We start from the raw sequence: 13,577 nt of genomic DNA on the forward strand, positions 1-13,577 counted from the left end.
ATGACATTGCCGCAGAACCGGTCATGTCCCTTAACGACCGCGGATGCTAAGCGAACCTGGCTTATCAGCTAGGTTGCCGCCGCAGCGGGCGGGGCCGTCTAGGCTCACCCATGGCGCATTCAAGCGAACCGGTATCCCACTCCCCGAGACGGGCGGCGGCATGATATGTACTTTCCAGGAAGGCCATCAGGGCTGCTTCAGGATCGGGCGCAAGCCGCACGGCGTCGTATGGCAGCAGGAACTCGCCCAGCGTCTTGTCAAAATAGGCTTCTTTGGGAAACACCTCCGCCTCGGCGTATCCTGTGGGACTGGGGTAGGCATAGGAATAGAACGCAGGAAAACCGATGCCACCGCCCGGCCAGAACCCGGCCGACGAAACTTCGTGGCTGTAAGCTTCGCGAGTGATCTCATCCGGCAAGGCCGGAATACCCCCTGGATGCAATGGCGCGGGCCTGCCTGAAAAGCGCGTTACCGCGAGGTCGAAGCCACCCCAGAAGAGATGAACGGGGCTGACTTTGCCCAGATAGGCGGTGCGGAATTTTTGCAGCACCAATGCCACCGATACGAATGCCCTGAAGAAACGCGCGACAGCCTCGGCGTCATAGGGCCGCTCGACCAGATCCTCGGCGAACGGAATCGCGTCGGGAATTTCATTCGGCCGGCCATGCAGTTCCGGTGTTCCTCCAAGCGTGCGAACGAGATCCAGGAAACGCGAATGGAACGAGGCAACCGACATCGGCCCAAGCGCCAGGCGTGCCACCCGTCCGTCGGTGGATGTGCCGACAAGCTGGTGATCGACAAGGTCGAAGCTCAACTCGATTCCACCCACGCCATCGGGCACCAGTCCGGTGGTGAAACCACGGGCATTCGGGTAGAAGGTAGCGTGCCATGAGTGGTTCACCCACGGCGTTCGCGCGAGCCGATATTTGCCAACGATCTGTGCGTGGAGCTGGAGCGCGGCGCCTGTATCGCGCCACGGCAGATAGGGGATATCGGGCCACCGCTCATTCATGTCTCACTCCATTCGCTCCGCCTGCCACGAACGGATGACCTCATACCATTTTGCGTCAAATTAACAGGTCCCGACCTGATTGCATCGCTGGCATCAACCGCGGCCTGCGATCTTGGGGAATCTGGACAGGCCCAAGCCTTGCGGTTGCTCCGTGTCCGGTCAGCCCTTGAGTGTGTTTTGAAAGGCCTTGAAGGCACTGGCCGCCGGCTTGGCGGTCAGTTGCTCCTGGAACTTGGCGAAGTCGGCCACTTCCCAGTGCTCCGCGAGCTTTCCGTCGGCGATCCGATAGAATTGGAAGGCTGCGAAATCGATGCGATTGCCGGTCGCCTTGATCTCACCGAAGTCATTCACCTGGGTGCCGCTGACGCGATTCATCACCGCCACCCGATCGCCCTCGCCGATGATCTGTTCGATGGTCCAGGTGAAATCGGGAAAGCTGGACTTCAGGCCCTCGAGATAGCCGCGGATGACGTCGATGCCGGAGGATTGTCCGTCCAGCTTGTCACCGTAGTCCTGCGAAACAATGTCGGCGAGCTGGGTCAGATCGCCGGAATTGAACATCTCGAAATAGCGACGGACGATGGCTTTGTTGGCATCGGAATCGGACATGGGTTGAACCTTCGCTGTGGCTGGACGCTCTAGATTTCTTTCGGCTTCAGAACGTGTTTGGCGGAGGCGTCGCCAGCGGCGACCGCCTCATATGCCTTGACCGCGTCCTTGAGCGGCCAGCTCTTCACAGGCGACGGTTTCAACGCGCCGCTTTCGAAGCCGGGGCGAAGCGCGTCCAGGATTGCCGCGATCTCGGCGCCCGTCAGTTTTGCCGTGTCCACCCCGATCAGGCGCTGACGGTTGTGGTAGAAATCCACGAGATCGAATTCGACGCGACGCGTGCCGACGCTCGTGATCACGACATGGCGGCCATCGAGCCCCATCGACTTCATTGCCGGCTCGAATACGGGACCGCTGACGGCGTCGAGAACCAGGCTGACGCCTTTGTTCCCGGTCAGGGCGGCCACCATGGCGGGCAGGTTCATGGTCTTGGTGTTGATGAAAGGGTCCGTGCTGGATTGGGGTTCCTCGTCGCGGCCGGCGCGGATGACACGGGCGTTCTTCCAATGGGCGATTTGGACCGCCGCCCGGCCTACCGCGCCGGAGGCGCCGGTAATGAGGACCGTGTCCCCGGGCCGGATTTCGCCGGCCACGACGAGAGCCGACCACGCCGTGACAAAGGGAACGCCTACGGCCGCGGCCTGCTCGACCGAGAGATTGTCGGGCATCTCGGAGAGCCAGGCTTCCGGCACGACGACAAATTGAGCGTGGCTGCCGTCACGCGTTATGCCGAAGCCGGCGCCGTTGCCCCAGACCGACTTTCCCGCCCAACGGGCCGATCCCGCGGCGACGCTGCCGGCATAGTCGCGCCCTGGGGTCCGCGGCAGCGTCGGCGCAAAGACGCCCGAGACGAACTTCACGTCGCTGGGATTGATCGCCGAAGCGGCCACTTCCACCAACGCCTCGCCGGGTTGTGGGACAGGCTTGGCTATCTCCATGACGCTCAGCACGGAGGGGGGACCATACGTCGAGAAGCGGACGGCACGCATTGTTGTCATCGCAAGTCTCCAGGCGACGGCGGCCTCCCCATGAAAGCCGCCGATGAACTCGACCTTCGGTGCGGCTCAGGCGATCAACGCTCCGGTGTCCAGCATTGTCGTCAGCCGCCGCCGCGCGAGCCGAGCAGCTGCCACTCCCAAGCGAGGCTTGTGCCGGTTGCGCCACCGTGGTCGAGCAGCACCTGCCCCAATGCCGGCACCGTCGACTCGCGAGCCCAGTCGCGCTGGAGTTCCGCCCCAAAGACGCCCCATGTCAGCGGGACACCACCAGCCTGGATCATGCGTTGAACGGCGCGGTCATGCGCCTCGACACTCACGCCGCCTGACGCATCGGTGACAAAATAGACCTCAAAGCCCTCGCCAAGGGCCTGGATGACGGGGAAAGCGAGACAAATTTCCGTCCAGAGTGCAGCTATGACGACTTTCTTGCGACCGGTGTTCTTGACCCAGTCGACACATGCCTTGTCTTCCCAGGTGTTGATGAACGTCCGGTCGATCGGAACTTGATCCGGAAACACGTCCTGGATCGGCTTCAGAAGGTCGCCGCCGCGATCCTTGATGACTGTCGTCAACAGGGTCGGGACGTTGAAGGCCTTCGCTGTTTTCGCGAGCGCAACCGTGTTGTTGATCATCAGTTGCGGATCGATGTTTCGAACGGCTGCAACCTGGAACGGCTGGTGGTCGATTAGCATAAGAATGCAGTTGTCAGGCGTTAACATTGCTTCGAGGCCAACTTTGGGAAATGTTGATGCTGACAAGGCGTCCTCCTAATTGGATGTTTTGCGGAACACCGTCGTCCCAAACCAGACACTGGGCCAAACCAGACACCGGGAAGAACGCTCGGATGTATGTGCAGATTTGCCTTAGTCGGCGCGCGCGAACAGCCAGATAAGGTCGAGCGTGACGTTCGACGCAATCGACAAGCCGTGGCGAGCCGAGTGGGGAACCGGTGTTTTCGCCCCCGGCGCGGGGTCCGACGTGACCCGGCCGATATATCTTTGGAAAAGATGACGATGGCTGGCTGCTTGATGCAGGCCATCGCACTCGGCGCAGGAAGTTATTGCCTGCATGAGCCCGTAGGCTGTGGCTGGGTCAGGCCTCTGGTTTCATCGACTCAATTGGAGGCCGCCGGCCTTGACGACGTTAGTTGCCTTCTCGCACGGCATCGCGACTATGTTGGGGCTTAATGACAATGGGACGAGTGGCGTCAGTCGATGCAAAAGTCTGCAAAGTACCACCATTCATGCCATGCGACTGACGATCGAACTGATCGATCAGGAACGATGCGGCGGGGCCAGGTGGCATGTCCGTTCGGTGAATTGCGAAGAAGCGATAGTGACCGCCTTTGAAATCCGGCATGTCGAGCAGTACGAGTCTGCCGGATGCGAGATCATCAAGGACCATCGGCTCCGGCATCGTACCCCAGCCGATGCCTTCCCTAAGCAGCATGTGTTTGGTGGCGAGGTCCGCCACCCGCCAGGTGTGCGTGCCCATGACACCGAGGTCCGAACCCGCGGTGAGTGCCGAGCGGTCCGTGAGAACCAGCTGAACGTGCTGGCGCCCGGCGCCGACCTCGACCGCCCCACATGCCAGGGGATGCGAGGGCGCTGCGACCGGGACAAGATGGACACTGCCGACGCCGATCCGCTCAAGGCCGTCGATTTCCACGTCGGGAGGGCCGCGGACGCCGATCATCGACGTTCGATCGAGGACGAGTTGGGTGACGGCGCCAAGCGCCTCCGCTCTCAGCCGCAGGGGGACGGTTGGAAATTCGTCTTGGAAATTCCTTAGCGCGTCGACCACGCGCGCTGCCGGCAACATCACATCGAAGGCGAGGTGGACCTCTGATTCGATGCCCTGATGAAGGCCCTTGGCCTTCGCGCGCAACCGGTTGAACCCCAACGCGACGTTGCGCGCCTCTGCCAGCAAGACACGCCCTTCGCTGGTGAGTTGAGGTCGGCGGGTGGACGCTCGCGCGAAAAGCGTAACGCCCAGTTGCGCTTCCAGATTGGTGATCGTGTAGCTGATGACCGAAGTCGCTCGGTTGGTTTGGCGCGCCGCTCCGGCGAAACTGCCGGCATCGACAACCGCGAGGAACACCCGCAATTGATCGAACGTTGGCGTACCCGGATCTGACATGCCGATTTCCTCGAATGAGCGGATCGAAATTATCCAGCTTTCGACGATATGTCACCACCGCTAGACCTCGAGGAATTTCAACGACTCTGATCGGGAAGCGGCTAAATGACCTATGCAATCGTCGGATCCGGCGCGATCGGCCATGCCATCGCAACGCAGTTCGCCCGTGGCGCTATTGAAGTTCTACTGGCCAACAGCCGTGGCCCCTCCTCCCTCACGGATGCCGTCCACGAACTGGGCCCAAGCGTCAGGCCGGTTACGGCTAATGAGGCGCTTCGGGCGGACGTGGTGATCCTGGCGATCCCGTTTAGCGCCATCAGCCCCCTTGCCCAGAGCGCGGCGGCGGAGGGGGTCGATTGGAGCGGACGTTTGGTGATCGATGCGAGCAACGCGATCGCGTTTCCCGCATTCAAGCCCGCCGACCTCGGTGGCCGCCTGTCGACGGAAGTCGTGGCCGGGGCTTTTCCCGGCGCGCGGATCGTCAAAGCTTTCAACACCATCCCTGCCGCCAAATTGGCGGAACTCCCGGAGCAGGCCGGAGGGCGCCGGGTGGTGGTGCTTTCGGGTGACGATGCGGACGCAAGGTCGCGGGCCGTCAGCCTGATCGAGCGCCTCGGCTATCGCCCGCTCGACCTCGGCACGTTGCGCCAAGCCAGTCATCTGCAGCAGTTCGGCGGGGCATTGGTCGCCAGGGATCTGGTCGAACTCAATTGATTGGCAGGTTTAGCGATGCCGATGAGCGTTGTTGGGCTGTGTTCACATGTCTGTTCATTCGAACATCCTCATCGACTGGATCCGACTGGCAGCGAAGAACACGTCTGAGCCAGTCTTCAGCAAGGTTGAGCAACCGGCGGGCGAGTAGCTCATAGAACAGATGAGCGGCGAAGGCGGTGCGAGCCTTGGCAAGACAGTCCCAGTCACAGCGAAGACGCGACGGATGTTGGCCCTGATTCCGCACTCCGCTCCGCGTCCCGATAAGGGCCGAGTGGGTCTTGGGGCAATCTTTTCGGCAGCTTCCGACGACCGTGCGGTCGACCGCTATACCGCCAACATATCCATCTGGTGTGCACTACTCCAGTATGCGGCCGAGCGATTGTCGTTCATACTTCGAGCATGTCGGATAGGATATCAGGCTTGCGCTTCGCCAGAGCACTTGCGGCTTTGCTGGCCGCGAGCGTCCCGCACGCCAAAGCCGATAGCACAACACCCCGAATCTTCGACGCAGGCGCCTATTCGTTTTCTGACGAACGCGGCGGATTCCGGATCACCTCAGCCTCGGGGACCGGAACAATAGCCGATCCAATCGTCGTCACCGAGGAGTTGAACTCGGCTGACCCGGTAACGCTGACCATACGTGCCATCCGGCCAATTCAACCGTATGGATCCTCGGGCGACTACGCCACTGGCTTCCTGCCGCTGAAGATTATCGTCCTCAACAACAGCGACCATGCCTGGATTGAATTCGAGTTCGAGTTGCAGTCGATTTTGAACCAGCCAAGTGATGACAGCGATGGGCTTTCCTTCGACCAGGCGCAGCGCCAGGAGAGCATGATCAGGTCCAACAGTTTCGCTGAATTCAGTCGCGAATTCCAGCCTTATGACAGGCTGCTGTTTCGAAAAGGCAAGGTTGATCCGCTCGATACGGTTTCGTTTTCTTTTCTGGTGACTGATTTCACGCCGAAGGAGCAGTTCTATCTTGTCGAAGAGCCGCGCCTTCCCTCTTCTTGAAAGAGCCTGCGCCCCGGCGAAGTGGCGACACCGCCGGGGGTGACCGGCACCCGGCAAGGATATTCAGAATCCCGCCATGCGATCAGTCCTACTTGTTGCGATAGCTTTCGATGGCTTTGCCAAGCGGTTGGATTGTGAAATTGACCGTCAGATTTCCATTTCGATCTGACCTGTCTCATCCCGATCCGGATCAGTTGAACACCTTGCGGTGCGTGTCGGGGCTCCTCGCCGCCTTGCCCCGCAAGTTGATGGACACCCAGATGTTCGGGTTCTGCTGCGATTGGCGTTTGAGGAAATAGTAACCCGTGGCATCCCACGACCTGATTTTGTTGACGAGGTTATCGAGAACAAAATCGCCCTTGTCGGTCTTCACCGTGAGAATGGCATGACCCTCGCCATTCAGGTCGTAAACAACCGTCATCAGCAATGCCTGCCGGGGGAATCCGGCATCAAGAAGCAGCTTTCGCTTGAACAGCGCGTAGATCTTGCAATCGCCCTTGCCATCGACCGGATAGTCCCAGTGGTCCTGCATCGTACCCCAATGCTCGAGGTTGCTGATTGGGACGATATAGCCGTTTACCTCTCTATTGACGCGGTCGAGGATGCTCCACGTCCTGGGCGTGAGTTTCAGGTCCACTGCTGGCAGGGCAGAGACCTTGCATTGCTCCGGACGCCGGCCGCAGAAATCCACCCAGCCGTAGGGAATGCTTGTCCTTCCGCCAACGGCTGCTGATGTCGCGGAGCCGATCGCCGTGCTTCGAGCCTGTGTGGCCTCGAAGGTAATCGCGTATTTGTTAAAGGAAGAAAGGTAGGTTTCCTTGTCCGCCGACGGCCGGACCGATCCCGCATTTGCCAGCGGCACCAAGCCTAGACATGCCGAAAAGATCGCTACGAAAAACCAGCGCGACATCACCGTCACCACCACGCCACAACGCTTATCCTGATGAGCAGCTAACGCGAAAACGGCAACCCAGGTCAACTAAATGTTTAATAAAAAGTTAACGCAGAGCGACCGGCATTCCTAAAATTGCTGGTGATTAAGATGAACTCGCTTTGCCAGAAGCGGTGGCTTCTGGCATCGGTCTGAATCGAGGCGGTTGCCACAGCGTCTCCTCCGGATGACAATTCACGACAACTCGACACGTTGACGAATGAGCCTCGATCAAATCACCCAAGCGACGATCGCCTTTATCCAGGCCCATGAAGCGTGGGGCATTCCCTTGGTGCTCGTGCTGGCTTTCGGGGAATCGCTGGCGTTCATCTCCCTGTTGTTGCCTGCGACAGTGATTCTGATCGGCGTCGGCTTTCTCATCGGCGAAAGCGGGATCGCATTCTGGCCGCTCTGGCTTGCCGCCGCCGTCGGAGCCGCATTGGGAGACTGGCTGTCCTTCTGGATCGGCACGCGGTTGGGGAGCAGGGTTGCGCATTACTGGCCCCTGTCGCGCTACCCGGACCTCATTCCGCGCGGTCACCAATTCTTCGAGCGATGGGGCGTGGCGGGGGTATTCTTCGGGCGCTTCTTCGGTCCCTTGCGCGCATCCGTGCCACTGGTGGCGGGCATCTGCGCGATGCCCCCCCTTACGTTTCAGATTGCCAACATCGCCTCTGCTCTCGTTTGGGCTACCGGCATTCTGGCTCCGGGCGCGTTCGGCCTCAAATGGCTGCAGCAGTGGATGTAACGGGCAGCCGGCCTGCGCAGCGTCCTTCCGTGCATGAAGCATGGGGGTGGCGCCTGCGCTTTGCGAGCGGACAGACGTTCCTCCGCCGATGGTCCGGACCAGTTTGGTCACGCGGCCGTCCGGAAAAATGCGCGTAGCGTGGGGCGCTGCGTGCACCAACCCCACCGTCGCAAAGCGCTTTGCGGACCCACCAGAGCGGGCCTGCTTCTATTGCCGCGCCCTCCCCCGCGCGCGCGGCCGGCAGGCTACTCCCCGTAAGGTACCCAGATGTTCTTGACCTGCGTCGCGCGGCGCAGGAACTCACGGCCCTGGCTGTCGGGCGATGCCCAGTCCCGCATGCCGCCGCCCCACACGGGCTTGAGATTGCCGGCGGATGCGGTTTCGACCGGACCCGTGCCGCCCGCAGAGCCGAAATCCCAAAGCGCGGCGACTTCATCATGCTCGGCCAGCATCCTGGCGAGGCCCGATGTCTCGCCAGTCACGATGCTGACCACGCCGGCCGGAACGTCGCTGGTATCGAGCAACTGGTAAAAGTCGGTCGCCGCCAGAGGATAACGCGCCGACGGGACGGCGATGACGCGGTTGCCCGCGGCAAGCGTCGGCATCACCAGCGAGACGAAGCCGAGAAGCGGCGCTTCATCGGGGCAGACCAGCCCCATGATGCCGAAGGGCTCGTTCATCGCCAGCGTCACATGCCGCGACTTGGTCGAGTGCACCGCGCCATCGTGCTTGTCGGCGAAGCCCGCATAGAAGAACGTCCGGCGGATCGATGCGGCCACTTCCGTTGCCGCATCCTTGGCCGAGGCGCCGGTCATCGAGCGCAGCCGCGCCTCGAATTCGGCCGCGCGGGCCGACAGGTTCTCGGCAATGTAGTAGAGGATCTGCGCACGGTTGTGCGCGGTGGCAGCCCCCCAGTTCCCCGCCATGGCTGCCGCCTCCACGGCATTGCGGATATCCTTGCGGTTGCCGAGGCCGGCCTGGCCGGCGGTCTTTCCCGCCGGACTGACGACGGCGTAGCTGTAACCGGAATCCGGCCTCGCCTGCTTGCCGCCGACATAAAGCTTCGCCGTGCGGTCGATCGCATCGCTCGACACCGCCACCGCCGTCATGGAGGAAGGTGCTGCGTTGAGCACGGGCCTGGCGGCCTGCTTGCCCTTTGCCGGCTTGCCATGGTCGGGCACCAGATATTCGTAGAGCCCTTCCCGCCCGCCTTCGCGCCCGAAGCCGCTCTCACGGTAGCCGCCAAAGCCGGCCGCCGCGTCGAACAGATTGGTGGCGTTGATCCAGACCACGCCGGCCTTGATGCGCGCGGCGACATCGAGGCTGCGGTTGATGTTCTCCGACCAGACCGAAGCGGCAAGGCCAAAGCGGGTGTTGTTGGCAAGTGCCACCGCCTCGTCGGGTGTGCGGAAGGTCATCGCCACGAGCACCGGACCGAAGATCTCGACGGTCGCCACCGTCGAGGCAGGCGCTACGCCGGTCATCAGCGTCGGCAGGAAGAAGCAGCCTTTCGCCGGCATCGGGATCGACGGTTGAAAGACGTCGGCACCTTCCTGCTTGCCCTTGGCGACCAGCGAGCCGATACGCTCCAGCTGTTCGGTCGAGACGACCGCGCCGATGTCCGTGGATTTGTCGAGCGGATCGCCGACGCGCAACGTCTGCATGCGTGCGCGCAGCTTGGCATAGAGCTTCTCGGCGATTCCCTCCTGCACCAGCAGGCGCGAACCGGCGCAGCACACCTCGCCCTGGTTGAACCAGATCGCGTCGACCAGCCCTTCGACCGCGCTGTCGAGATCGGCGTCGTCGAAGACGATGAAGGGGGATTTGCCACCGAGTTCCAGCGACAGCTTCTTGCCCGATCCGGCCGTTGCCCGGCGAATGATGCGGCCCACTTCCGTCGAGCCGGTAAAGGCGATCTTGCCGACCCCTGGATGGCCGACAAGTGCCGCGCCCGTTTCGCCTTCACCGGTCACGATGTTGACGACACCGTCCGGCAGGCCCGCCTCGCGGCAGATTTCGGCAAAGGCAAGCGCCGTGAGGGGAGTCTGCTCGGCGGGCTTCAGGACGACCGTGTTGCCCGCGGCAAGCGCCGGCGCGATCTTCCATGCAAGCATCAGCAGCGGAAAGTTCCACGGGATGATCTGGCCGCAGACGCCGACCGGTTGATGGCCGGGCATTTCGCTTTCGATCAGTTCCGCCCAGCCGGCATGGTGGTAGAAGTGGCGCGCGACCAGCGGAATGTCGATGTCGCGGCTTTCGCGAATAGGCTTGCCGTTGTCCATGGATTCCAGCACGGCCAGGAAGCGGTCGCGCTTCTGGATATGGCGGGCCAGCGCGTAGAGGTGCCGCGCCCGCTCGTGGCCCGAAAGCTTCGACCAGCTCTTGAAGGCGCGGGCGGCGGCGGCGACCGCGCGGTCCACGTCGTCAGCCGTTCCCAGCGCCACGCGGGCAAGCGCGGCGCCGTTTGCCGGATTTGTCACTTCGAAGCTGGCGCCCACCGCCGGATCGGTGAACTTGCCGTCGATGAAGTGGCCAAAGCCCACCTCATGCTGCCCAAGCCAGGCGATGATGTGATCGTTGCTTTCGGGCGACGGACCATATTCCATGGTTTGCAGGATATCCTTGATGAGGGCCATGGGTGTCTCTTTCAGGCGAGTGCGTGCCGGTAGGTGGCGGAGTAGCGGCCGGTGACATAGTGCTCGAGCTGGCGTTCGATATCGCCCAGCAGCGAGCTTGCGCCGATGCGGAACAGATCGGGTTCCAGCCAGCGCCGGCCCAATTCCTCCTTCATCAGGAACTGCCAGTTCAGGGCGTCCTTGGCGGTCTTCAGCCCGCCCGCTGGCTTGAAGCCGATCTTGAAACCGGTTTGCTGCCCATAGTCGCGCAGCGCCCGCAGCATGACCAGGCTGACCGGCAGCGTGGCGTTGACGTCTTCCTTCCCGGTCGACGTCTTGATGAAATCGGCGCCTGCCTGCATCGAGACCATGGAGGCTTTGTACACGTTGCGCAGCGTCTTCAGGTCGCCGGTCGCCAGGATCGCTTTCAGATGTGCCTCGCCGCAGGCTTCGCGCATGGCGGCGACTTCGTCGTAAAGCGCAAACCAGTCCTGACGGAACACCAGCGCCCGGTTGATGACGATGTCGATCTCCTGCGCCCCCTCGCCCACCGCATAGCGGATTTCAGCGAGGCGCTGCGGCAGCGGCGTCAGGCCTGCCGGGAAGCCGGTGGCGACCGACGCCACCGGAATGCCGGAACCGGCAAGCGCGTTGACAGCGGCCGGAACCATGGTTGGGTAAACGCAGACCGCCCCCACCCTTGGCGGCGTCGCCGTCAGCCCCAACCCCTCGACCAGTTCGTCGCTCAAGGGTCGTCTTGCCTTCGCGCACAGCCGCTGGACACGGTCGGGCGTGTCGTCGCCCGCCAGTGTCGTCAGGTCGATGCAGGTCAGCGCCTTGACCAGCCATGCGGCCTGATACTCCTTTTTCACCGAACGGCGGGTGGGCAAAGTCGATGCCCGTCGCTCCACGGCGCTCAGATTGACCTCGATTGCCTCAAAGGCGTCAATTCGAAGCGAAATGCCCTCGTTGCGTCGGAAGTTCTCAAGTCGCTGCAGCGTCGAATGATCCGGTTTTGTCACGGATGTTGCCCGTCCTCTGGTGTGGCTTGCAGCCTGCCGCTTAGGTGCGGCTTACGCAATATGTTATAGTTCAAACATTATGTTCGGATCGTTTCATATTGACGACGAAACTGTCAAGGGCGCATGGATCGGTTTATGGCGCTGCGGCGCAAAGCCGCCCCTGAAACGCGTCCGCAACGGAGAACGCATGAGCAGAGCAGGACACAGGGGCGAGCGGCTCGACGCACTTCGCACGATGCTGGACCGAGACGGCGTGCTCAGGCTTCGTGACACTGCCGTGCGGCTCGGCGTCTCGGAGATGACGATCCGGCGCGACATTGCCGAGGCCAGGGACCGCTTCACCTGCCTAGGCGGCCATATCGTGGGCGCGCTCGATAGCGCGGCGGGCGACTATGTCCTCGACGCGGAGAAGGACAGCCACGCCACGGCGAAGGCCGTTGCCTGTGCGCAGGCAGTGAAGCTCATCGAGGAGGACGACACGATCTTCATCGATTGCGGCACGACGACGCCGCATCTGGCGGCCCGCATTCCCGAGGGCATGCGTCTGACGGCGATATGCTACTCGATGAACGTGGCCGAGATCCTGTGCCACCGCAACAACATAAGGCTCATTCTGCTCGGCGGTCTCTATCATCCGGCGGCCGCGTCATTCTCGGGCGAGGAAGGGTTGGAGACCCTGGCAAGGATCAACCTGAACAAGGCCTTCATCTCGGCCGGCGGCGTGCACGAGACGCGCGGCGTCACTTGCTCCCATTTCCATGAGGTGCCCATCAAGCAGATGGTGATCGAGCGCGCGCTCGAATCGCACCTCGTCGTCGATGCGAGCAAGTTCGGAAAGGTCAGGCCGGCACATTTTGCCGAAGTTACGGCCTTCACGTCGATCGTCTCGGATCGCCCGAGCCAATAGCGGGCTTGCATTCCACATTGGCCGCCGCTTCCAGCATATCCGTCAGTTGAATCTTGGCCCCGACACCGGCGGACGCCAACGGGCGGCGTTCGCCGGTGCTGGGTGATTCCAACGTCAATCCGCCAAGCGATTGGTTTTGCGCCACTCCTCGTATTCGCCTCGGGCATCGTCATGCAGCGGATAGTAGCGCTGCAGCGGAGCACCCTGCATCAGCTTCATACGGGAGAAGTCCTCCCACTCGTGATGGACCTTCGAAGTTTCGATGACCTGCGCCGCAAGAGCAATGGGCAGGACGACGGCGCCGTCGTCGTCGGCCACGATGATGTCGCCAGGAATGACAGTGACGCCGCCGCAGGCAATCGGCACGTTGACCGCGAACGGCATCAGGCCGGTCTGGGTGTGGAAGTTGGGTGTCCAGCCGCGCACCCAGAGCGGCAGGTCGAGTTTCTTGAGATTGGGATAGTCGCGCAGACAGCCGTCGATGACCATGCCGGCGCCGCCGCGTCCTTTGAAGTAGGTCGACATCATGTCGCCGAAGACACCGGCGCTCATGTCGCCGCGCGCATCGACGACGACGATGTCGCCTTCCTGCACGTGGTAAAGCACGTGACGGTGGAGCTGTTTCTCCGGGTCGGCATATTCGCCTTCGCCGTAGAGGTCCTCGCGCTTGGGCATGAACTGCAGCGTCAGCGCGGGGCCGACGATCGACTTGCCCTTGTTCCAGCTCACCGGCCCCATGATGTGCGGGTTGCGGATGCCCATATGCCCCAGTGTGCCGGCGACGGTGGCCGAGCCTATGTCCTTGAGCGCACCGATGACGTTGCTGGGTGGCCGGGTGATACCGGGTGTATGGGTCATGGCAAATCTC

General features: G+C 62.1%; 13 protein-coding genes. 4 read left to right on the top strand and 9 right to left on the bottom strand.

Going from position 1 to position 13,577, the window contains the following annotated elements; translation table 11 throughout:
* Positions 1 to 64 precede the first annotated feature (64 nt).
* The 5 genes from BPNPMPFG_RS11065 to BPNPMPFG_RS11085 form a co-directional block, all read right to left on the bottom strand.
* Complete coding sequence (locus BPNPMPFG_RS11065) at positions 65 to 1,012, bottom strand: DUF5996 family protein (RefSeq protein WP_258595367.1); 948 nt, start codon at positions 1,010 to 1,012, stop codon at positions 65 to 67.
* A 159-nt stretch (positions 1,013 to 1,171) separates the two neighbouring features.
* Positions 1,172 to 1,621: an ester cyclase gene (locus BPNPMPFG_RS11070; RefSeq protein WP_258595369.1), complete on the bottom strand. Its 450-nt coding sequence runs from the start codon at positions 1,619 to 1,621 to the stop codon at positions 1,172 to 1,174.
* A gap of 29 nt (positions 1,622 to 1,650) precedes the next feature.
* A complete protein-coding gene (locus BPNPMPFG_RS11075) occupies positions 1,651 to 2,619 on the bottom strand; it encodes a quinone oxidoreductase family protein (RefSeq protein ID WP_258595370.1) in 969 nt (322 codons plus the stop codon).
* A 101-nt stretch (positions 2,620 to 2,720) separates the two neighbouring features.
* Entirely contained in the window at positions 2,721 to 3,311 is a 591-nt protein-coding gene (locus BPNPMPFG_RS11080) for a hydrolase (protein WP_413776841.1), read from the bottom strand.
* A gap of 451 nt (positions 3,312 to 3,762) precedes the next feature.
* Positions 3,763 to 4,758 carry a LysR family transcriptional regulator gene (locus BPNPMPFG_RS11085; RefSeq protein WP_258595374.1) on the bottom strand — a complete coding sequence of 332 codons (996 nt, stop codon included), beginning with the start codon at positions 4,756 to 4,758 and terminating at the stop codon, positions 3,763 to 3,765.
* A 105-nt stretch (positions 4,759 to 4,863) separates the two neighbouring features.
* On the opposite strand from BPNPMPFG_RS11085, the gene BPNPMPFG_RS11090 reads away from it, so the two are divergent.
* Both BPNPMPFG_RS11090 and BPNPMPFG_RS11095 read left to right on the top strand, forming a co-directional pair.
* Positions 4,864 to 5,472 (top strand): NADPH-dependent F420 reductase, encoded by a 609-nt coding sequence (locus tag BPNPMPFG_RS11090; protein WP_258595375.1) that lies wholly within the window; start codon positions 4,864 to 4,866, stop codon positions 5,470 to 5,472.
* Between the two features lie 420 nt (positions 5,473 to 5,892).
* A complete protein-coding gene (locus BPNPMPFG_RS11095) occupies positions 5,893 to 6,486 on the top strand; it encodes a hypothetical protein (RefSeq protein ID WP_413776842.1) in 594 nt (197 codons plus the stop codon).
* Between the two features lie 190 nt (positions 6,487 to 6,676).
* Here the strand turns inward: BPNPMPFG_RS11095 and BPNPMPFG_RS11100 are convergent, their stop codons facing one another.
* Positions 6,677 to 7,465, bottom strand: a complete 789-nt coding sequence (locus BPNPMPFG_RS11100) for a transglutaminase-like cysteine peptidase (protein WP_319945983.1) — start codon at positions 7,463 to 7,465, stop codon at positions 6,677 to 6,679.
* 172 nt (positions 7,466 to 7,637) lie between these two features.
* On the opposite strand from BPNPMPFG_RS11100, the gene BPNPMPFG_RS11105 reads away from it, so the two are divergent.
* Positions 7,638 to 8,165, top strand: a complete 528-nt coding sequence (locus BPNPMPFG_RS11105) for a DedA family protein (protein ID WP_258595377.1) — start codon at positions 7,638 to 7,640, stop codon at positions 8,163 to 8,165.
* Positions 8,166 to 8,410: 245 nt separating this feature from the next.
* On the opposite strand, the gene BPNPMPFG_RS11110 is transcribed toward BPNPMPFG_RS11105, so the two are convergent.
* Positions 8,411 to 10,801: an aldehyde dehydrogenase family protein gene (locus BPNPMPFG_RS11110; RefSeq protein ID WP_258595378.1), complete on the bottom strand. Its 2,391-nt coding sequence runs from the start codon at positions 10,799 to 10,801 to the stop codon at positions 8,411 to 8,413.
* A gap of 11 nt (positions 10,802 to 10,812) precedes the next feature.
* Positions 10,813 to 11,802 (bottom strand): deoxyribose-phosphate aldolase, encoded by a 990-nt coding sequence (deoC, locus tag BPNPMPFG_RS11115; RefSeq protein ID WP_413776843.1) that lies wholly within the window; start codon positions 11,800 to 11,802, stop codon positions 10,813 to 10,815.
* 187 nt (positions 11,803 to 11,989) lie between these two features.
* Between deoC and BPNPMPFG_RS11120 the strand changes: the two genes are divergently transcribed.
* A complete protein-coding gene (locus BPNPMPFG_RS11120; RefSeq protein ID WP_258595379.1) occupies positions 11,990 to 12,709 on the top strand; it encodes a DeoR/GlpR family DNA-binding transcription regulator in 720 nt (239 codons plus the stop codon).
* Between the two features lie 114 nt (positions 12,710 to 12,823).
* Here the strand turns inward: BPNPMPFG_RS11120 and BPNPMPFG_RS11125 are convergent, their stop codons facing one another.
* Entirely contained in the window at positions 12,824 to 13,567 is a 744-nt protein-coding gene (locus BPNPMPFG_RS11125; protein ID WP_258595380.1) for a ribonuclease activity regulator RraA, read from the bottom strand.
* Positions 13,568 to 13,577: the final 10 nt, after the last annotated feature.

It is taken from the genome of Mesorhizobium sp. AR07, assembly GCF_024746815.1.
Taxonomy (GTDB): domain Bacteria; phylum Pseudomonadota; class Alphaproteobacteria; order Rhizobiales; family Rhizobiaceae; genus Mesorhizobium.

Coding starts and splice junctions, on each gene's coding strand:
- BPNPMPFG_RS11075 (WP_258595370.1), bottom strand. CDS start 2,619: ATGACAACAATGCGTGCCGTCCGCTTCTCGACGTATGGTCCCCCCTCC.
- BPNPMPFG_RS11080 (WP_413776841.1), bottom strand. CDS start 3,311: ATGCTAATCGACCACCAGCCGTTCCAGGTTGCAGCCGTTCGAAACATC.
- BPNPMPFG_RS11125 (WP_258595380.1), bottom strand. CDS start 13,567: ATGACCCATACACCCGGTATCACCCGGCCACCCAGCAACGTCATCGGT.
- BPNPMPFG_RS11110 (WP_258595378.1), bottom strand. CDS start 10,801: ATGGCCCTCATCAAGGATATCCTGCAAACCATGGAATATGGTCCGTCG.
- BPNPMPFG_RS11065 (WP_258595367.1), bottom strand. CDS start 1,012: ATGAATGAGCGGTGGCCCGATATCCCCTATCTGCCGTGGCGCGATACA.
- BPNPMPFG_RS11070 (WP_258595369.1), bottom strand. CDS start 1,621: ATGTCCGATTCCGATGCCAACAAAGCCATCGTCCGTCGCTATTTCGAG.
- BPNPMPFG_RS11105 (WP_258595377.1), top strand. CDS start 7,638: ATGAGCCTCGATCAAATCACCCAAGCGACGATCGCCTTTATCCAGGCC.
- BPNPMPFG_RS11120 (WP_258595379.1), top strand. CDS start 11,990: ATGAGCAGAGCAGGACACAGGGGCGAGCGGCTCGACGCACTTCGCACG.
- BPNPMPFG_RS11085 (WP_258595374.1), bottom strand. CDS start 4,758: ATGTCAGATCCGGGTACGCCAACGTTCGATCAATTGCGGGTGTTCCTC.
- BPNPMPFG_RS11090 (WP_258595375.1), top strand. CDS start 4,864: ATGACCTATGCAATCGTCGGATCCGGCGCGATCGGCCATGCCATCGCA.